The organism is Pseudoflavonifractor intestinihominis (assembly GCF_040096055.1).
Lineage (GTDB): Bacteria > Bacillota > Clostridia > Oscillospirales > Oscillospiraceae > Pseudoflavonifractor > Pseudoflavonifractor intestinihominis.
Map to the genome: position 1 here is coordinate 1 of NZ_JBBMFK010000001.1, position 20,234 is coordinate 20,234.

21 protein-coding genes and 1 pseudogene are annotated in these 20,234 nt (G+C 49.5%); 21 read left to right on the forward strand and 1 reads right to left on the reverse strand.

Annotation, left to right across the window (positions count from 1 at the left end):
* The first annotated feature begins 123 nt into the window (after positions 1–123).
* The 7 genes from WMO64_RS00005 (at position 124) to WMO64_RS00035 (ending at position 8,203) form a co-directional block, all read left to right on the forward strand.
* Positions 124–1,161 carry a DUF8807 domain-containing protein gene (locus WMO64_RS00005; protein ID WP_349230601.1) on the forward strand — a complete coding sequence of 346 codons (1,038 nt, stop codon included), beginning with the start codon at positions 124–126 and terminating at the stop codon, positions 1,159–1,161.
* A gap of 30 nt (positions 1,162–1,191) precedes the next feature.
* Entirely contained in the window at positions 1,192–3,423 is a 2,232-nt protein-coding gene (locus WMO64_RS00010; protein ID WP_349230602.1) for a DUF1156 domain-containing protein, read from the forward strand.
* A 3-nt stretch (positions 3,424–3,426) separates the two neighbouring features.
* A complete protein-coding gene (locus WMO64_RS00015; RefSeq protein ID WP_349230603.1) occupies positions 3,427–6,453 on the forward strand; it encodes a DUF499 family protein in 3,027 nt (1,008 codons plus the stop codon).
* A gap of 136 nt (positions 6,454–6,589) precedes the next feature.
* Positions 6,590–6,814, forward strand: coding sequence for a helix-turn-helix domain-containing protein (locus tag WMO64_RS00020; RefSeq protein WP_015527899.1), 225 nt, complete (start codon positions 6,590–6,592; stop codon positions 6,812–6,814).
* A gap of 18 nt (positions 6,815–6,832) precedes the next feature.
* Positions 6,833–7,252, forward strand: a complete 420-nt coding sequence (locus WMO64_RS00025) for a nuclear transport factor 2 family protein (protein WP_015527898.1) — start codon at positions 6,833–6,835, stop codon at positions 7,250–7,252.
* Positions 7,253–7,285: 33 nt separating this feature from the next.
* Positions 7,286–7,933 (forward strand): flavin reductase family protein, encoded by a 648-nt coding sequence (locus WMO64_RS00030; RefSeq protein WP_101692537.1) that lies wholly within the window; start codon positions 7,286–7,288, stop codon positions 7,931–7,933.
* Between the two features lie 3 nt (positions 7,934–7,936).
* Positions 7,937–8,203: a helix-hairpin-helix domain-containing protein gene (locus WMO64_RS00035; protein WP_097786544.1), complete on the forward strand. Its 267-nt coding sequence runs from the start codon at positions 7,937–7,939 to the stop codon at positions 8,201–8,203.
* A gap of 66 nt (positions 8,204–8,269) precedes the next feature.
* Here WMO64_RS00035 and WMO64_RS00040 read toward each other — a convergent pair whose 3' ends face one another.
* The gene (locus WMO64_RS00040) at positions 8,270–9,082 is read right to left on the reverse strand and encodes a helix-turn-helix domain-containing protein (protein WP_101692538.1); all 813 of its coding nucleotides are present in this window, start codon (positions 9,080–9,082) and stop codon (positions 8,270–8,272) included.
* Between the two features lie 533 nt (positions 9,083–9,615).
* Between WMO64_RS00040 and WMO64_RS00045 the strand changes: the two genes are divergently transcribed.
* From WMO64_RS00045 to WMO64_RS00115, 14 genes and pseudogenes are all read left to right on the forward strand, one after another.
* Complete coding sequence (locus WMO64_RS00045; RefSeq protein ID WP_172455309.1) at positions 9,616–9,807, forward strand: hypothetical protein; 192 nt, start codon at positions 9,616–9,618, stop codon at positions 9,805–9,807.
* Entirely contained in the window at positions 9,808–10,146 is a 339-nt protein-coding gene (locus WMO64_RS00050) for a replication initiator protein A (RefSeq protein WP_101692539.1), read from the forward strand.
* Positions 10,143–10,442 (forward strand): DUF3847 domain-containing protein, encoded by a 300-nt coding sequence (locus WMO64_RS00055; protein WP_087418070.1) that lies wholly within the window; start codon positions 10,143–10,145, stop codon positions 10,440–10,442. The genes WMO64_RS00050 and WMO64_RS00055 overlap by 4 nt, the downstream gene beginning before the upstream one ends.
* Positions 10,439–10,759 (forward strand): transposon-transfer assisting family protein, encoded by a 321-nt coding sequence (locus tag WMO64_RS00060; protein ID WP_087418069.1) that lies wholly within the window; start codon positions 10,439–10,441, stop codon positions 10,757–10,759. The genes WMO64_RS00055 and WMO64_RS00060 overlap by 4 nt, the downstream gene beginning before the upstream one ends.
* A gap of 332 nt (positions 10,760–11,091) precedes the next feature.
* Positions 11,092–11,265, forward strand: coding sequence for a hypothetical protein (locus WMO64_RS00065; protein ID WP_164690050.1), 174 nt, complete (start codon positions 11,092–11,094; stop codon positions 11,263–11,265).
* Positions 11,266–11,388: 123 nt separating this feature from the next.
* On the forward strand, positions 11,389–12,378 hold the full coding sequence (rlmN, locus tag WMO64_RS00075) for a 23S rRNA (adenine(2503)-C(2))-methyltransferase RlmN (RefSeq protein WP_002590581.1): 990 nt from the start codon (positions 11,389–11,391) through the stop codon (positions 12,376–12,378).
* 236 nt (positions 12,379–12,614) lie between these two features.
* Positions 12,615–12,932, forward strand: a complete 318-nt coding sequence (locus WMO64_RS00080; RefSeq protein ID WP_101692541.1) for a DUF3784 domain-containing protein — start codon at positions 12,615–12,617, stop codon at positions 12,930–12,932.
* A gap of 108 nt (positions 12,933–13,040) precedes the next feature.
* Positions 13,041–14,633, forward strand: a complete 1,593-nt coding sequence (mobQ, locus tag WMO64_RS00085; protein ID WP_101692542.1) for a MobQ family relaxase — start codon at positions 13,041–13,043, stop codon at positions 14,631–14,633.
* 70 nt (positions 14,634–14,703) lie between these two features.
* Positions 14,704–15,342, forward strand: a pseudogene (locus WMO64_RS00090) (CHC2 zinc finger domain-containing protein); the annotation flags it as partial.
* Between the two features lie 24 nt (positions 15,343–15,366).
* Positions 15,367–16,665 carry a virulence-associated E family protein gene (locus WMO64_RS00095; protein WP_122644338.1) on the forward strand — a complete coding sequence of 433 codons (1,299 nt, stop codon included), beginning with the start codon at positions 15,367–15,369 and terminating at the stop codon, positions 16,663–16,665.
* Positions 16,666–16,918: 253 nt separating this feature from the next.
* Positions 16,919–17,116 (forward strand): hypothetical protein, encoded by a 198-nt coding sequence (locus WMO64_RS00100; RefSeq protein ID WP_009249963.1) that lies wholly within the window; start codon positions 16,919–16,921, stop codon positions 17,114–17,116.
* A gap of 5 nt (positions 17,117–17,121) precedes the next feature.
* Entirely contained in the window at positions 17,122–18,786 is a 1,665-nt protein-coding gene (locus WMO64_RS00105) for a recombinase family protein (protein ID WP_122644337.1), read from the forward strand.
* Between the two features lie 106 nt (positions 18,787–18,892).
* Positions 18,893–19,282 carry a hypothetical protein gene (locus WMO64_RS00110; protein ID WP_349230604.1) on the forward strand — a complete coding sequence of 130 codons (390 nt, stop codon included), beginning with the start codon at positions 18,893–18,895 and terminating at the stop codon, positions 19,280–19,282.
* Between the two features lie 68 nt (positions 19,283–19,350).
* On the forward strand, positions 19,351–20,205 hold the full coding sequence (locus tag WMO64_RS00115; RefSeq protein ID WP_349230605.1) for a pPIWI-associating nuclease domain-containing protein: 855 nt from the start codon (positions 19,351–19,353) through the stop codon (positions 20,203–20,205).
* Positions 20,206–20,234 lie beyond the last annotated feature (29 nt).

The window sequence follows — 20,234 nt, forward strand, 5'->3', positions numbered from 1 at the left end:
CAATGGCTCTTTTTATTTGCCATTGGGGTGCTCACTTTTTGAGTACCATTTGCTACATTTTCATTTTACCGAAAACAAAAGGCCGAGGAGTTAATTGCAACGCCTTATCGACATGACGGAAATATGGATTCTGCAAAGATGTTCTTTGAAAATGGAATGTTATCTGTTTGTAGGAAAATGAACCTTTACGCTAGTGATAGATATCCTGTTACTATATACTACGCGTATAAACAAAGCGATGCTGACGTTGATGGTTCTGCCTCATCAGGCTGGGAGACAATGCTCAATGCAATAATTCATGCAGGGTTTGCCATTACTGGTACATGGCCAATACACACAGAAAGAGAAACTGGCTTCAAATCATCGGTAAATGCTTTGGCTTCATCAATTGTCTTGGTCTGCCGCAAGCGACCCGAAGATGCGCCCCAGACCACCCGGCGGAATCTCATCAATATCCTTCGCCGGGAGCTGCGGCCCGCCCTAAAAAAACTTCAGGACAGCAACATCGCCCCGGTGGATTTGGCGCAGTCGGCTATCGGCCCCGGTATGAGCGTGTTTTCCCGGTTCAAACAGGTGCTGGAGGCAGACGGTACGCCCATGCCAGTGCGCAGCGCCCTGAAAATCATCAACGAGGAAATTGACCTGTACTTCAACGAGCAGGTGGGCGACATGGATTCCGCCAGCCGGTTCTGTGTAGACTTGTACACCCAGAATGCCTTCAACGACATCAAGTACGGTGAAGCGGAGATTCTGGCCACCGCCAAAAGCACATCCATCCCCATGATGGCTTCTCATGGCATTCTCTACGCCAAGGGCGGCATCGTCCACCTGTTTGAGCGCTCAGAATTGCCGGAGACGGTGGATACCGGGGAAAGCTGTGTCTGGATGCTGACCCAGCAGCTCACACAGGCTATGGCCAAAGGCGGCGTGGAAGCCTGTGCGAAAATCGTGGCAAATATGTTCGGCTCCAACGGCGAACGGGCAAAAGATTTGGCCTACCGGCTATATACCATTGCCGAGCGGAAGAATTGGGCGAATGAAGCCTACGCTTATAATGCCCTTGTGGTGTCGTGGCCGGATATTCAGGCCAGAGCTGCTGTTCTGAAGCAAATTGAGCCGGAACAGTTAGATTTGTTCTCCACTGGGATGTTGGATACATGATTTTGATAGAGAAAGGGGGCATGGCCTCCCATGCATAAATACATAGAGACTGCGCTCCCACTGGCAGAAATCAACGATGCAGCAATTCGGGAGAAGGCAGGCAAGCGGGGGCACCCCGCAAACCTTCATATGTGGTGGGGGCGCAGCCCGGAAACGTCCTCCCTCGCTGCTTTGACCGCTGCTGTAATGGATTTCACAGCAGAGACTTCGGAGCGCGATTTGGCATTGATTGCAAAGACCGTCTCCGGCGATAAAGAGGCATTGGAAGCAATCCGCAGCAGCCTGAGGGAAAGAGGCAGCTTGCCAACGGTCTGGGATGCCTTTGCCGGGTTCGGCGGAATCCCTATTGCCGCACAAAAGCTTGGATTACGCGTAGTCGCCAATGACCTGAATCCTGTGGCAACCATGCTGACCAGAGCTGCGGCAGACATTCCTGCACGTTTCGCCGGTCAGCCGCCGGTGCATCCGGGAAAGCTAAAACGCACTGCTTATTCCGGCGCACAGGGACTTGCGGAGGATGTGCAGTTCTACGGCGAATGGCTGGAGAATCAGGCGCTGAAGCTGCTGGCGGATGCTTATCCTCAGACGGAAAGTGGCGAGATACCCTTTGCATGGATTTGGGTGCGGACGGTCAAATGTCCCAATCCCGCCTGTAACTGTCACATCCCGTTGGGAAGCTCTTATATCCTCAGTAAATCCAAAACGGCTCAGTATTGGGCGGAGCCGGTGATGGAGAACGGCGAGCTGAATTTCGAGATTCACGAGGGAGAATGCCCAAAAGATAAGGAAAGCAATAAAGTTTCCGGCAACGGTGCCAGATTCCGCTGCCCGGCCTGTGGTGAGATTACCACAGACGAATATATCAAGAAAATGGGCGCAGCCCATGCGCTTGGTGCACAGATGCTGGCCGTGGTGACAAACACCAACGGGAAAAAGTGCTTTTTGGTTCCCAGCGAAATACAGAAGGCGGCTGCTGAGGTAGAAATGCCGGAAGAAATCCCCCCGGGAGCGATTCCGACAAACGCGCACTGGTTCTCGCCCCCGGGCTTTGGCATTACAGAATATGCAGATTTGTTCACCCCACGGCAGATGCAGATGCTGTGTACATTCAGCGACTTGGTACGCAAAGCGCAGGATATGGCTGCTTCTTCGGCACTGGCGGCAGGCATGAGCGAGACCAGCGGTTCACTGGAGGCCGGAGGAATCGGCGCATTGGCCTATGGTCAGGCGATTGGCATTTACTTGGCCTTCGTGGTGAACAAGATGGCGGACTATAACAGCTCCATGTGTTCCTGGCGGACGGCTGGGGGCAATATCCGCAGCACCTTTGGCCGTCAGGCTATCCCGATGGTCTGGACTTTTGCGGAGGGGAATCCCTTTTCCAGCGTGTCGGGCAACTTCAAGACTTTGCTTGGCAGCGTGGCAGAAAGTGTCGAAAATTTGGGCTGCGGCAGTGCGGCAGTTGTGTCACAGGAAAATGCTCTCTCGATGGAGCATCCGCAAAACGTCATGATATGCACAGAACTGCCATACTACCGGGATATAGGATATGCTGACCTGTCAGATTTCTTCTATATCTGGCTCCGGCGTAGTCTGAAAGAGACTTACCCGCAGATGTTCCTTTCAATGGTCACGCCTAAAGAGGAGCTATCCACAGTATCGACTTACTATGGCGTACCGAAGGAAGATGCAGAGGCAAAATACCGCGCTGACATGAAAATGCTCTATGAGAAGTTATATGCCAGCAGTACGGAGGAGTATCCGGCCTTGCTGTTCTACTGCTTCCGTAAAAATGATTTAGCGTGCATGAAGCATGGCGGCACAGGCAGCAACCCATCGGCGTGGGAGTTTATGTTGGACAGCCTGCTTACTGCGGGATTCAGGATTAACGCCGTGTGGCCAATGCGTTCGGAGCCGGTGTCAGAAAAAGCAGATTCTACGAGAGTACTGATTGTGGCAAGGAAGGGAACTGACCGCCGGGGGCAGATAACAAGGCGTGGGTTTATCAATACGCTCAAGCGGGAACTTCCTGAGAAACTGGCAAGGCTATGGCTCGGTCATGTGCAGCCAGAGGATGAGCTTCTATCCTGTCTGGGACAAGGCTTGTCGGTTTTCTCAGCCTATGAATCCGTGTTAAATGCAGACGGCTCCGCAATGAGTGTACATGACGCATTACAGGTTATCTATCTAGAATGCGAGGACTATATCGAACAAAGAAAAGCGGCATTTTCCGAAAATGCTGCTGAATCAAAGGAGGAGTAAGGTATGCTGGAGAACTATGAATTGGTGCAAAAAGGCTTCCGCGTTTTGCATCCTTTGATGGCCGGATATATCGGTCAAGAGTTTAGCCGTGTCTATAAAAACGACTGGTGGCAGGAAATTCTGAATGCGCTCAGTGACCAGTATGATTTGCCAACATCCGGGGACTACGGCGAACTGATTGATTCTCTGGATGTGATGAATTGCCTCCGTCTGATTGACCGGCGTTGGAACGAAGTGTTCCGCACGAAGCTGTCATTGGATTATCGCACATGGTCGAAAGAGCTGGTAGGTGTTCGCAATAAAGCAGCACACATTGGCGGGCAGGATTTTTCCAAAAGTTATGCGGAGAGAGCTTTGGACACGATGGCACTTCTCTGTGAAGCCTTTGACGCCGATGGCGTAGAGGAAATCCGCGCTCTTTATCGTAAGCTCCGTTATGGCTCCGAGGAAGGCTCCGTAGCGGCAGCAACGGTTGCTGCTCCTACACAGACCAAGACGTCCAAAGCCAAGGCGAACGATGGTGTCATGACGCACTCCTTCGGGCAGCATCTTCCAAGCTGGCGTGACGTTATGCAGCCCCATCCTGATGTTGCGGAAGGGCGTTACCGTGCCGCTGAGTTTGCAGCGGATTTGGCACAGGTTTCCCGTGGCGAGGGTGCGATTGAATATCGAGATCCTGTAGAGTTTTTTGCCCGTACCTATGTGACGGAAGGCATGGCTGGGCTGCTGGTAGAATCGCTCCAGAGGATTTCCGGCCAGGGCGGCGAACCGGTTATCCAGCTTAAAACTGCATTCGGCGGCGGCAAAACCCACAGTATGCTGGCGCTCTATCACATGGTGCGCGGAGGAATTCGAGTTGACCATATTCCCAGCTTGAAGCCGATTATGGAAAGAGCTGGACTTCAAACGCTGCCGAAAGCAAATGTAGCGGTTCTTGTTGGTACGGCTCTCGACCCGACCCGCAAAAAGAATCCGGCGAACCTTCCCAAGTATACCGTAAACACGATTTGGGGCGAGATGGCCTATCAGCTTGTTACTTCTGCCGGAAAGCCTGACCTCTATGCTATTGTGAGTGATTCTGACCGGCGTGGTGTCTCTCCCGGCTCTGAGGCGTTAAAGACCCTGCTCAACTCCTGCGGTCCTTGCCTGATTCTGATGGATGAGCTGGTTGCGTATGCCAAGAAAATATATGGTGTTGATGGACTTCCCGCTGGCTCCTATGATAACTTTATTACATTCATTCAGGAAATCACGGAGGCGGCCAGAGCCAGCGAAAACAGCATTGTAGTTGCGTCTATCCCGGAATCAGATATTGAAATTGGCGGTGACGCTGGTAAGATGGCGTTGGAAACTATTGAGCATACATTTGGACGAATGGAATCTATCTGGAAGCCTGTTGCAGCAAATGAGGGCTTTGAAGTTGTACGCCGCAGACTGTTCCTCGACTGTAAAGACCCGGATGCCAGAGATATGGTCTGCAACGCTTTCAGCAATATGTATCAGGAGAATGCCTCTGATTTTCCTATGGAGGCTAAGGAAGTGGAGTATAGGAACCGTATGGTATCCTGCTACCCGATTCATCCCGAGATTTTTGACCGGCTGTATGGGGATTGGGCAACGCTGGAGCGCTTTCAGCGTACCCGTGGCGTTCTGCGCCTGATGGCCGCTGTCATCCATGAGCTTTGGATGGCGAATGATTCCAGTCCCATGATCATGCCTGGGTCGATTCCTCTGAATGTGCCGAATGTACGGGATGAATTGGTACGCCATTTGCCGGATACTTGGAACAGCATTATTGACCGTGAGGTAGATGGTAAGGATTCTATCCCCTATCAAAAAGATAAATCTACTGCCCGGTATGGTCATAAGCTGGCTGCCCGCCGTGTGGCAAGAACCATTATGCTGGGCAGTGCGCCGAGTACATCTGCGCTTCGCGACCAGACGATTCGGGGATTAGAGGCATCCAGAATCCGCTTAGGTGTCGTTCAGCCGGGCGAGAGTATTGCTGACTTTAACGATGCGCTGAATACGCTTCATGGCTCCCTGTCGTACCTGTATAATAATCAGAATGGTACACGTTACTGGTATGATACGAAGCCTACTCTCAGAAAGACTTCGGAAGACCGCGCTTCACAGGTTTCTGAGGCGGATGTTGTGGTGGAGATTGAAACGAGGCTTAGAAAGCTGCGCAGAGAAAATCCGTTCTCCGGCCTGCATATCTGTCCGGTATCTTCTAACGACATCCCGGACGAACAGGCTGCAAGATTGGTCATCCTCCGGCCGGAAGACAACTTCAGACGTGCCAACGGGAAAGACAGCGGCAAAGCTCTGACTACGGTTGTGGAGTTTCTGAATACGCGAGGAGCTTCCCCTCGTGTGTATCGGAATATGCTTGCTTTTGTTGCCCCTGACCAGGATAAGCTCCGTGACCTCCAAACCGAAGTGAAGCGATTTATCGCATGGAAATCGATTCTTTCTGATAAGGACGATTTGAATCTGGATGGAGGCCAGCTCCGGGAAGCGGAAAGCAGCCTGAATCGAAGCAATTCATCAGTGGAGACCCGGATGAAAGAAACCTATTGCTGGCTGTTGGTGCCGTTTATCGACCAGTACGAAGATATTAAAACCATACAGTGGGAAATCAGCAATCTGGGCGGCGGCGGCGACGAGATTGTTTCCAAAGCTACGAAGAAGATGATTCAGGGCGAACAAATCATCACTACATGGGCACCGGCGTTGCTAAAAATGAGCTTGGACGAGCTGCTCTGGAAGGATTCTGATGACATAACCATCAAGAAACTGTGGGAATATCTTTGCACTTATTGTTATTTGCCAAGGCTTGCAAGCTATTCTGTCTTGGAGGATGCGATTGCGAAGGGCGTTCATTCGACGGAATTCTTTGGCATTGCTGCTGGATATACTGGCGAACGCTATCTTGACCTGAAACTGAATGAGACGGTGTTCTCCATTAACCAGTCAGATTTGCTGGTTAAGCCGTCGATTGCCATGAAGCAGCTTATGGCTAAGTAGATGTAATCAAGAAAAGAAAGGAAAAGCACAATCCAGACGGAACCGGCGGTTGTGTCAAGAAATGTTTGTGGAATGGCAAGAACTTTGATATAATGGGAACAGGAACCCCGGAACCGGGAGAAAGGCAGGAGGATAAATGCACATAAGCTATAAACCCCTCTGGCACACGCTGGTTGAGCGCAACATGAGGAAAGAGGACTTGCGGCTTGCCGCCGGTCTTACCACAAATATGATTGCCAACATGGGTAAGGGAAAAAATATCAGCATGGAGACGCTGGTTCGTATCTGCGAAGCCCTGAATTGTGGAATTTTGGATGTGATTGAGTTGGAGCAGGACGAAGAAGCGGAAATATTAAATTGACGGAGTAGGTATTGCGAAATGGACAATAGAGAACGAATTATCAGACTTTGGTTTGATATGTGGCTTGCAAAAAAAGATTTAGGTATATTTGATGTATTTTCTGATAATGCCGTATATATTGAAAGTTGGGGGCCAGAGTACCACGGCTCCAAGAAAATAAAACTTTGGTTTGAGGAATGGAATACCCGTGGAACTGTCTTGCAATGGGACATCAAGCAATTTTTCCATAAAGGCAACCAGACCATTGTTGAATGGTATTTCAAAAATAAGATGAACGCCGGTAACGTAGAAGCATTTGAAGGAATGTCGCTGATTAAGTGGACATCAGATGATAAAATTGCCCTCTTAAAAGAATTTGGTTGTAACGAAAATCGGTACGACCCTTATAAAGATGGCGATATCCCACGTTTCAGAGATGAAAATGCAAAGTGGTTTTAATACAGTCATGCTTTAACTTATGGAGGTGACGTAATGAAGATAGAAATTGAAAAAGATTTCCCACAGTATTTCAAACCTTCATATCCAGAAGAATTTGAGTTGTTTTCACATTTTGAAGTGACCGCAGGAATACCAACCGTTTTGTTTGCAATTACTACATGGAAAGAAAATGGGAAACCAAATGTCTGCTTCCATTCATGGAGTTGCTTTCATGGGGATAAAACTGCTTTCTTCGCAGTAATGGGAAATCTATATCAGCATACCCACACCTATGCCAATATCAAAAGGGAAAAATGCTTTTGTATCAACTTTCTCCCGATAAGCTATTATGATAAGTTGGTAGACACAATTAAACACAACGATATGGAAACAGACGAATTTGCAGTAGGTCATTTTACGCTTTCCAATGCAAAAACCATTCATGCGCCAATCATCCAAGAAGCATTTATCAATATGGAATGTACCTTGAAGGAAACACAGGATTTAAGCGGCGCAGGAATAGCAGCTATGGTTATCGGCCAAGTGCAGCACATTTCTGTTGAGAAAGAATATGCACAAGGCTATGAGCAGAGATATGGAAAAGATGGTTTTATGATGTTAATACCGGCACCGCAAAACCTTGTCACCGGGGAACCAAACCAATCTGCGATTGCTACGGTAAAGATAGAAAGGTTAGATTAGAAAATGGGTAAATTGCAGGAAATTCCCGGAGTTGGAAAAAATATTGAACAAGATTTAATAAACATTGGCATACGAGAGATTTCTGATTTAAAAGGAAAGAAACCAGAAGAATTGTATTTGCAGGATTGTCTATACAAAGGATTTCAGGAAGATAAGTGCCAGCTTTATGTTTTCCGCCTTGCCGTGTATTTTGCCGAACATGAAACCCATGAAGCAGAAAAATTAAAATGGTGGTATTGGAAAGATAAAGAATATCCGGACAAAGAATAAAAAAGTGAATATCATCCCCTAAACTAATTGCCGTTGCAGGAACACTCCTTCCCACAACGGCAGTTTTCATTTTCTCTTGCGCCGGAAGTTGAAGGGGCTGTTTTTGATGTTCGGCGCTTTTGACAATATCTTTTTTAATATCTTCTGTTCATCCGGCGGCAGCTTGTAAAAGTCAAGGCCGAGCGTATTGAAAATGACCGCCCACACCTTTCCCAGATAATCCCCGGAGGATTGAATGGCTTTCCGAATATCCATCGCCACTTTCTTTGCGGCAGAGTAATCCGGCGTGCTGTCAATGTCATGTTCATGGGCTTTTCGTATGTCATGGAGAATGGCGTCCCATGTTTTGTGCGTCACATGGCAGAAGAAATCTTCTTCCTTTACCTCTGCGGCAAGGATGGTCTTTGAATAGAAATCATTTTCCGCCTGCTTGTATTTCTGGATGATGGTCTGCCGCTGTTCTTCCAAAGTCTCATACAGGGTGCGAAAGGTGGAGGTTGCATGACCGTCTATGTATATCTCCGTGTCGGTCATAAGCTGCTCAAATTTATCGTTGGTAGCAATCTCACACAGGAGCCGGTTGTTGATACGGCCACTCTTTAGCAGCGCCACCATTTCATCATTCAGGTGCAGTTCCATCAGGGGCGTGTTTATCTGCTCCCGGTTTTCTGTCCGGCAGAACAGATAATCAAGAGATACCTCATAAAAATCCGCCAGCGTGACAAGGTTGCCGTGGTTGATTTCCTTATTGTCGTTGGCTTCATAACTGGCGAGGGCTGACTTTGAAATGCCGGTTTGCTGCGCCAGTTCTTCCAGATTTAAGCCTTTATCCTTGCGTAACTCCCAAAGGCGTTCCTGTATGGTAGTCGCTTTCAGCATAGGGCGCTCACTCCTTTCCGGCGGCTGTTTTCCTGCCGCTAACTGGATTATACCATACTTTCCATAATCGTGGAAATTTCCGTTTTTCGCCCCGAAATCCTACTTTGTGGATATACGGCACAGGGAACAAAAATGTTCTATGATACAGGTAGTTCATCGATGGATTATTCCAATCGAATGACCGGCCTGTATGGGATATGCTCCCCGGCGATGTAGCGCAACGACTTGCGGCAGGGAAATGGAGGAACCCTGACCGCAACGAGCGTACCAAAGGGAGCGAAACGCCGTTGTGAGAGCCAGGGGCAGGAACGACATCAGGGAGAACCGGCGAAAATGAACACCGAATTGATACCGAAACACTACCATCCGATAGGGCGTAGTCTACCCTATCCGTAATACTACGGGGGATTTCCGGGCGGTTCTATGGCCGCTTTTTCCCTGAAAATCGCCCCGAAACACGACACTAAAATCTGCTATCCGTCTATTGCGGCTGTTACGGCTGAAATGGGCGGATTTTTGTTTAAGGAGGCACCATGCCGAGAATGCCGAAAAAGAGGAAGCTGGAACTGTCCTTCTTCCTCAATGAACGGGGGCGGGTAACGTACAACGACCTTTGCCGGAAATGTCAGCGTACTTGCAAGCAGAGTTTCCGGGCGGTCATTGTGGACTGCCCCCATTATCTTTCCAAACGCTCAAAACGAAAAGTAAAGGAGGACACCGATTGAATGGAAGTTGAATTTATGACCGCAGACACCACCCTGCCGCCCTGTATGCCGCTGCCGAGAGCCATGCTGCGGCTCCCGATCAGCAGCACCGCCAAGGTCATGTACGCCCGGATGTTGGATATTGTTTTCCTGTCCGGCATAGAGGACACCAACGGGATTTTATTTATCCATTTCCCCATCGTGGAACTGGCGGCGGCACTTGCCCGCAGCACCATGACCGTGAAGCGTTCCCTGAATGAATTGGAGGACGCCGGACTGATACTGCGGGTGCGTCAGGGCTTCGGGGAACCCAACAAGATATATGTACTCATTCCCAAGAAGGAGGACAGCCGCTTATGAATGAAAAGCTGGAAGCACTCAATCAGGAGATAGAGAAAACGGAAAAGAAGCTGCGCTGGGCGCAACAGGAGGAAAAGCGTCTGACCCATCAGGCCAAGGCGCTGACCCGGAAGGAACGGACGCATCGGCTTTGCACCAGAGCCGCCATGCTGGAAAGCTACCTTCCCCACCCAGAAGCCATCACGGATGAACAGGTCAGTCTATTCTTGAAGCTGCTGTTCCACAAAGACAGCACCCGTCAGCTTATGGAAAAAGTGTTTGCCGGAAACGGCACAGAGAAGGAGGGCGCAGAATGAAGATGAATTTTTCTAAAGACGAGTTGGCTATGGTCTATCAGTACGCCGCCGGTACAAAAGAGGACACCCTTGCGGGGCTGAAAGAAATCGTGCCGGTTATCCGTGACCGGCAGACAAGGGATATTGTGGAGAATACCATCCGAAAGCTGGACGCCATCCCGGAGCCGGAGTGCCGCCGCTTTATCGCTGATACGAAGCAGCGGTTTATCCAGAATCGGGACAATTCCATCCGGCGCAGGCTTGCCGAAGCCAAGGCACAGGCGAGGACGAAAAAGCCACATCCCAAGAGAAAAGAGCCAGACCGGGAACGGTCATAATCGCTTTCAGAGCCGCAACCCGTGGACTGCCCCTCTGAAAGAGGGCGCAACTATACACCACCTGAAGGTAGTGTGTTGCGCCCTGCCGGGGGCTTCCTGCGGAAAGCGGATGATTGCCCGCAGCGTTCCGGCTCCTGCCAATCATCACAGGGGAAGCTACACTTCCCCTGCGCTGGCTGCCGCCAGCTACCCCTTTGTGGACTTGCCGCCCGGAAACACCTTGCGCTGCAAGCTGTTCCCGTCCAGCAAGTTTTACAATTCATCTATTTTCAAGAGAAAACTACCGTAGTATAATGAGACTGACAAAAACGAGTTTTACGGAGGTATGCGTAATGTATAGAACTATATTGATTGAAGGAATTACAACTGAAAATGTGGAGCAAAAAATCAACGAAAAAGTAACAGAAATGGAAAAGGAAAGCTATCATATTAAAACCATGTCGTTTTTAGGAACGGAGAAAGCCGTGTTAGTTTTCAAGAAAGGATTAAAAGGTAGCCTGCTTTAATTCTGATTTCAACGGAAAACAGATGTTGTAAATTAACACATATCGTTGATGTTGAAAAATTAGAAATCATAATCAAAAACTCTGAAAAACAAACTTTTTAATTTTGAAAAGGAAGGATATTAAATGAAACACTTACCTAAAAGTACACCTACGGAAATATTGAATGACCCATACGGATTTACTTACAAAGAAATGTCGGAAGTAATTGGAGAGGATAAAGCAAGAGCCTTATATACGGAATTATATAAACAGCCATTTCACAAAAAAAATCTATCAATATCAACAAAAAAAGTCTATAAAAGTAGCGATACTGAAAAGTATGTTTATGAATTGAAAGACAACAGGTATATCGAAACGGTTTTTATTAAACGGCGAGATGGTGGGACTGTTTGCGTAAGTACGCAAGTTGGTTGTTCTGTTGGCTGTATTTTTTGTGAGTCCGGACGCAATGGTTTTGTTCGTAATCTAACACCGTCTGAAATTGTGCAGCAGGTCATATTGATACGTCAAAAAGTAAATCGTATCGTTTTTATGGGAATGGGAGAACCTTTATTCAATTACGACAACTTGATTGCAGCAATCCATATTCTTCGAGATAGAAATGGACTTAACTTTCCAACCGACGGCATTACCGTATCAACAGTTGGTCCAGTTAATCAATTAAAAAAATTGCGCGAAGAACATCTAAAAATTCAGTTGACAATATCTTTACATGCAGCAACACAGGCTGCGAGAAACTGTATCATTCCTCATATGCACATGTACGCTATTGAAGATGTTGTTAAGCAAGCATTGTCCTATTCACAAAGGCATAATCGAAAAGTGGTATTTGCGTATTTACTTTTACCAGGTATAAATGACCGTTCCTCAGATATAAGGCAACTTGCAAAATGGTTTAAGGGCAAAAATGTTATGATTAACGTGCTGCAATACAACCCGACGAGTAATTCAAAAATTAGAGCACCACAAAAACAAGAAATGGTTGCGTTCAAACATCAATTAGAGCAAACAGGACTTGAAGTTACCATGAGAGTTTCTCATGGTAGAGAGATTAAAGCAGCTTGTGGACAATTAGCTAATACATATAATAAAGCCAAAAAACAACAAAAATAATTTAATTAAAAGAGCCAGACGCACAGACGCAGAGCCGATAATATGCAGTTTGAAATACTGCTGTTATCGGCTCTTTTTTGATTTTAATTTGTGCCCCCAATAACCATATTGGAGCAAAATCAGAACTGTTGCTTGTCGTTCTTTGATTTCCGCAGCAGCTTTGAAAAATCAAAGCCGCCGTTTCTTTTTATTTTAGATAAAACTAATGGGAAATTTCTTTTTGCGGAGGTGATTTTATGCGATGGTTTGAATTGTTTTTTTTACTCATTGTAGGCATTTTGTTTTTCTGCTTAGGCTGGGAAATATGGAAAAAAGAAAAAATCTCGTTAATACACGATTACCACCATAAAAAGGTAAAAGACTCAGATAAAAAAGCATATACAACAATAATGGGGAAATCCCTATTGATTATTGGCGTTGGAATTATACTGACAGGTGTCATTGATTTTATAACACATACCTTATATGGTTGGTGGATTTTTGGAATTGCTTTTTGTATAGGATTGATTATTATAGTTTATGCACAAGTAAAATATAATCATGGTCTATTTTGATAACTGAATACCAGCCGCCCACCGGCGGCACCACCAAGCAGGAAATCATGAACGGTTTCCTGCTTTTTCTTTGCCCGGACGCCGGGAGAAAGGAGGCCACAATCCGTCATGCCACCATGCCCGCACTTTGACCTGAAAATCGTCCAGCGCAGCAAACGCCAGTCTGCCGTCGCTGCCGCCGCCTACCAAAGCGGGGAACGGCTGTTTTCCGAATACGACCAGAAACAGAAATACTATTCCCATAAAAGCGAAATCGTCCACACCGAAATCATGCTGCCGCCCCACGCCCCGCCGGAGTACGCAGACCGCAATACCTTGTGGAACGACGCCGAAGCCATAGAAAAACAATGGAACTCCCAGCTTGCCCGGAGACTGGTGCTTGCCATACCGAGGGATATTCCCCCAGAGCAGCAAGCCGACCTTATCCGGGACTACTGCCGGGAGTTTTTTGTTTCCAAGGGCATGATTGCCGACTTTGCCATCCATGACAAGGGGGACGGCAACCCCCACGCCCATATCCTCTTTACCATGCGGGGGATGGACGAACAGGGCAGGTGGCTCCCCAAGAGCCGGAAGGTCTACGACCTTGACGAGAACGGCGAGCGTATCCGGCTTCCGTCCGGGAACTGGAAAAGCCACAAGGAGGACACCGTGGACTGGAACGACCAGAAGTACGGGGAGATATGGCGGCAGGCGTGGCAGGACACGGCGAACCGCTATCTGGAAGCCATCGGCAGCCCGGAACGCCTTGACCTTCGCTCCTATGAGCGTCAGGGGATAGACAAAATCCCCACCGTCCACATGGGGCCAGCGGTCAGTTATCTGGAACGTAAAGGCATACAGACCAACATCGGCAACCTGAACCGGGACATCAAAGCCGCCAATTCCCTCATGCAGTCTATCCGGCAGATGGTACGCAGCTTAAAGGGCTGGCTGTCCGGCCTGAAAGAGAAAAAGGCGGCGCTGCTGGAAGCACTGGAACAGGCAAAGGAGCCGACCATCCCCGAACTGCTTTCCCGGTATCTGGATATGCGGAGCGAGGAACGCACCGGCTGGACTTCCAAGGGGAAGCTAAAAGGCACTGTTGGCGATTTCAACAAGGTCATGGAAGCCCTTGACTTCCTGCGGCAGAAAGAGATCTCCACCGTGGAGAGCCTTGACGCCTATCTGGATAAGGTCAGCGGGGAGATACTTTCCGCCAAGACCGACATCCGAAAATCAGAACGCCGGATAAAGGCCATCGACACCACCCTTTCCCATATCGCCAACCACGGAGCCTACAAGGAGGTTTACAAGAAATACGCTTCCATCGGCTGGAAAACACGGAAGGAGAAGTTTGCCGCCGAACACCGGGAGGAACTGGACGCCTACCTTGCCGCAAAGCGTTTCTTCAAAGCCCATCAGGAGGAACTGCCCTTTGATACGAAAGAACTGAATAAGGAACGGGCGCAGCTTTCCGGGGAATTATCGGAAAAGAATGAGGGATTGCAGGCGGTTCAGGAGGACATGAAGCTGCTGCGGGATGTGCGCTACTGGATAAACCATGTGCTGCCGCCCGACCAGCGCCGGGTTGTGCCGGAGCCGGGAAAGAAGCCGTCCATCAACGAACAATTAAGCTGGAAGATTGAGGGCGTAAAACAGCGGGAAGAACAGAAACGCCAGCAGCCCCACCGCCAGCAAAAACAGGATATGGAACTTTAACCCATCAGGCGCTTGCCATTTTCCCCGTGAGAATGACAGGCGCTTTTCTTGTATCAGGAGGATTTGCCTATTGAACGTATTTGAAGCCGTGAAGCAGTCTGTTACCACCCGGCAGGCCGCCGAGCATTACGGCGTCCGGGTGGGAAGAAACGGGATGTGCGTCTGCCCTTTCCATGACGATAAAAACCCCAGCATGAAGGTTGACCGGCGCTTCCACTGTTTCGGCTGTCAGGCAGACGGGGATGTGATTGACTTTGTTTCCCGTCTGGAAAATGTCAGCCCCAAAGAAGCCGCCCTCATGCTGGCGCAGGACTTCTCCATCCCTTATGAGGACAGGGAGCCGCCAAGCAGGAGCCACCGCCCGAAGCCAAGACAAAGGCAGGAAAGCCCGGAACAGCAATTCAAGCGCATGGAGCGCTACTGCTTCCGGGTACTGTCCGACTATCACAATCTGCTGCGCCGCTGGAAGCGGGACTATGCCCCCAAGACGCCGGAGGAAGCATGGCACCCGCTTTTCGTGGAAGCCTTGCAGAAACAATCCCATGTGGAATATCTGCTGGATGTGCTGCTGTTCTCCGATATGGAGGAACGGGCTGCCCTGATTGCCAGCTACGGAAAGGAAGTGAGGAACCTTGAGCGGAGAATGGCAGACTTTGCCGCCCGAACTGCGGCAGGCCGTAGAACAGACCATACAAGAAGCCCCGCCGCCCGGAGTGTTGAGGAAGTAAAGGCCATGCTGGAAAGCACCGAGAAAGGCGGCGTGCGGAATAGTATTCAAAACTGCCTGACCGTGTTCCAGCACGACCCCGAACTTTCCGGGGCGGTGGCGAAAAATCTCCTGACCGAGCGCATTGACCTTCTAAAGCCCATCGGCAGGAAACGCAGAACCGGCAGCAAGGCCATGACCGACACGGATATGAAATATATCCGCCTGTATCTGGAAAAGACCTACGGCCTGACAAGTGAGAAAAAGATAGCAGACGCCGCCGATCTGGCCGCAGACGCCAACAGCTACCATCCCATCCGGGACTACCTAAGTGGCCTTGTCTGGGACGGGAAAGAGCGTATCCGCTACTGCCTGCGGCACTTTCTGGGAGCCGATACAGACAACTACACCTTCCAATCGCTGCGGCTGTTCCTGCTGGGAGCCATCCACCGGGCGTTCTGCCCCGGCTGTAAGTTTGAGGTCATGCTCTGTCTGGTAGGCGGTCAGGGAGCCGGGAAATCCACCTTCTTCCGGCTGCTGGCCGTGAAAGACGAATGGTTTTCCGATGATTTGCGGAAGCTGGACGATGATAACGTGTACCGCAAGCTGCAAGGCCACTGGATAATTGAAATGTCGGAGATGATTGCCACCGCCAACGCCAAGAGCATAGAGGAAATCAAGTCATTTTTAAGCCGCCAGAAGGAGGTCTATAAAATCCCCTACGAAACCCACCCGGAGGACAGGCTGCGGCAGTGCGTGTTCGGCGGGACTTCCAACGCCCTGGACTTCCTGCCCCTTGACCGTTCCGGGAACCGGCGCTTCCTGCCGGTCATGGTCTACCCCGAACGGGCCGAGGTACACATTTTGGACGATGAAGCCGCTTCCAGAGCCTATATCGAACAGGTATGGGCGGAAGCCATGACAACCTACAAAAGCGGCGATTTTAAGCTGTCTTTTACCCCCGAAATGATACAGTATCTCAAAGAACACCAGCGGGATTTTATGCCGGAGGACACCAAGGCCGGGATGATACAGGCGTACCTTGACCGCTACACCGGCAGCGCCGTATGCTCCAAGCAGCTTTTCAAGGAAGCCTTAAACCATCCCTTTGACGAGCCGAAACAATGGGAAATCCGGGAAGTCAACGACATTATGAACCACGGTATCACGGGATGGAAGTATTTCTCCAATCCCCGGATATTTGAAGGGTACGGCAGGCAGAAGGGCTGGGAACGGGAAGCACCGGCAACGGGCGCTGACAACGGGCGTGAAAAAACGCCGGACGGATTTGTGGAAGTCACGGAGCAGATGGAGCTTCCCTTCTGAAAAATCCGGGGAAATGACAGCCGGTTGCCGACCCCGTTGCTATCCCGTTGCTGGGCCGGTTGCCGGGAAAAAGCCCGTAACTGCGGGCTTTTCTCCCCTCTGACAACCAAAGCAACAGAAAAATAAAAGAAAAAGTAATAAATAACCCAACCGCCAGACAGAGATTGTTTTCGAGGTTTTCCCGCGCCCGTTGCCGGACTTCGTTGCCGACCCTCTCCTGTCTGGCTTATTTCATTTATGGAGGTAACTGCCTATGGCAAAAAACAAAACTGAAATCCATGTCACAACGGTATTTGACGGCGAACTGGACGCTACGGACGTTTTCGTGAGCCTGATTGCACAGAAATACAGCCAGAGAAATGATAAAGAATATCTTGCGAAAAAGCAAGATTTGGGATATAATAAAGACAAGGTTCAGAGTGACCGTGTTCCGTCTGGATTGTGCGGGTAACGGTTATGATGAACGGATTTGAATATGCAGGCATGGACATGGTACTGGCAAGCAGCTTCCGGGCGGCTATCTATTGCAGGCTTTCCAAGGACGATGACCTTGACGGGGAGAGCGCCAGTATCGCAAACCAGCGGGCTATGCTGGAAACCTACTGCGAAAAGCAGGGATGGGAGGTTGTTGCAGTCTATCAGGACGATGGCTACACGGGGCTGAACATGGAGCGCCCCGACCTGAAACGGATGTTGAAAGCCATCGAGCGCAGGCAGATAAACCTTGTGGTCACGAAAGACCTATCCAGACTGGGTAGGAATTACTTGCAGACCGGCTTCCTGATTGAAGATTTCTTCCCCCGCAACGGCGTGCGGTATATCGCCATGAATGACGGTATCGACACCATGCGGGACAACAACGACATTGCGCCGTTCAAGAACATCCTCAACGAGATGTACAGCAAGGACATTTCCAAGAAGGTTCATTCCTCTTATCTGCTGAAAGCGCAGAAAGGCCAGTTTACCGGCTGCCTTGCCCCCTTCGGCTACCGGAAAGACCCGGAGGACAAAAACCATCTGCTGATTGATGAGGAAACGGCCCCCATTGTCCGGCGTCTGTTTGCGTGGGCGCTGGAAGGACACGGCCCCAACTACATCCGGCGCAGGCTGGAAGAAGAAAAAATCCCATGCCCGACCTACTGGAACCGGGTGCGGGGCTTTCGGAACGTGTCAACCAAGTGGGAAAAGAAAGACCCGGTCAACGGGCGGTATATGTGGGACTTCTCCGTGATTAAGGACATCCTGATGAACCCCGTCTACACCGGCGCTATCGCTTCCCAGAAGAAGGAATACCGCTTCAAAATCGGCACCATCGGGGAGAAGAAGCCGGAGGACTGGATTGTAGTGGAGAACCAGCATGAGCCGCTTGTTGACCGCAAGACCTTTGACATCGTGCAGCGCAAGCTGAAATCCCGGCAGCGCCCCCGCCAGACCGGGGAAATCAGCCTGTTTGCGGGGCTTATCAAGTGCGGCGAGTGTGGAAAGTCACTGACAATCCGCTACACCAACGACAAGCACCCGAAGCAGATTTATTCCTGTAAAACCTACAATGCCTACGGCAAGCAGCACTGTACCCAGCACCGGGTTGAGTACGACACCCTTTACAGCCTTGTGCTGAACAAAATCCGGGAGTGCGCCAGAGCCGCCCTGATGGACGGGGAAGCCGTTGCCGGGAAGCTGACCGACACCTGCGAAGCCGAGCAGAAAGGCCAGCGGGAAGCATTGGAGCGTTCCCTTACCAAAGACGAGGAACGGATTGACGTTCTGGAAAAGATGGTGCTGCGGCTGTATGAGGATATGGTTGCCGGGCGTATCAGCGAAGCGAACTTCAATCTGCTGATGGAAAAGACACAGGCGGAACAGGCCGAGTTGAAGGCAAAGGTTGAGGAAGGCCGGAAGAAGCTGGCCGATGAAATCCGGCTTGCGTGTGACGCCCGCCAGTGGGTGGAAGCCATTCAGGAATACGCCGACATCACGGAACTGGACGCCGCCACCCTTAACCGCCTGATTAAAGAAATCGTTGTCCATGAGAGCATAGACAGCGATAAGACAAGACACATTTCTATCGAAATTCATTTCAATCTCAAACCCATCCCGGAGGTGGAGCAGGTCACGGCCTGACCTGCCCCCGCCGGGGCGGTTCTTAAAAACTCCATAGATATTTCTTGACACGCCGCCGCCCGCCATCGAGCCGTTTTCCTACACCTATTTGGGGATAAAACAGATTATGGAAGAACGGAAGTCGGATACGCCGGACAGCAGCAGTATGCCTAACAGCAGTGGCGGTTCAAGTGAAATCGGCGGTTTTGGGGGTGGTCAGGGGCGGCCTCAGTCGGGCGGCACATCGGCTCAAACAGACGGATCAGACGCGGCCGCTCCGAAAAATACACGGTTCTTTATGTCTGCCAAGCTGGATAATACCCGTGTGAACAAGAACGTGAACGACTATCTTACCGAGGTTATCCAGCATCTGATGGCAGTGGACGGCGCGGACGTTGAGCTGACATTGGAGGTTAGCGTTAATGCACCGGGAGGGATTCCTTCTACAACTGTAAGAACGGTATCCGAGAACTGCCGTACTTTGAAGATTCAGAATTTTGGATTTGAGGATAATTGATACTGTGATGGGGAACCAGTACCTCGTCTGGCTCCCCATCACACAAATTTGCTTTCAGGAGGTAAGGAATGGCCAAACGTATTAGTACATCACAGTTAAAATCCAAACTGCGACAGGCTGAACGGAAGATACGCAAAGATGTGAATGATTACAATCGTGCTGTAAATAAGTATAATTCACAGCTCAAAAGGGCGGTTGATGCCTATAACCGCTTTGTTAGAGAATATAATTCATCTGTGCGAAAAAACAAACAGATAATTTCAAGAGAAATAAGAAAATTGAATACATCTTCGCATAGTACATATTACACGTCTGTTCAAACTATGCAGCAACATTATTTAGATGTTAGCTCCCTCTATGCGGAAGGTTGCCCTGTTTCTTCTGAGCAAGATGAAATCCTTAATCTGATTGAATCAGAACAGGCTAATAGCATCATTACTGCGAACGCCATTGAAAACAATGAATATCCTGATGAGAACACCGAAGACCAAGAGATAGGCGACAAGTTACATCTTGTTTCGGTTGATTTAGACAACAGATGGAAGGGGGCCGTTTTTGCATTAAATCCCAACAATCCAGACGCTGCTCGACATTTCTGCACAAGCGCAAGAGAAATCTTTACTGAGTTTATTGAAATGAAGGCTCCAGACGATGCTGTTTTTCGCTTTAATCCATCGTGCGCACGAACAGACCGTGGAAATGCAACAAGGAAAGAAAAAATAAGGTACATGATGCGTGACAAGCAAATGGAATCTTGTGTGATTGATTTTGCCGATGAAGACATCAATAATATTCTGGAACTATTCCATGTCTTGAGCGATGGCACACATGGAGCAGCCGGTCGTTACGAATTTGATAAATTGCTTCAAGTCAAGAAACGTGTTGAACAGGGTATCAATTTTCTCTGTACTATATCCAAATAATTAGAGGATGACAACCTCAGCGCTAACAC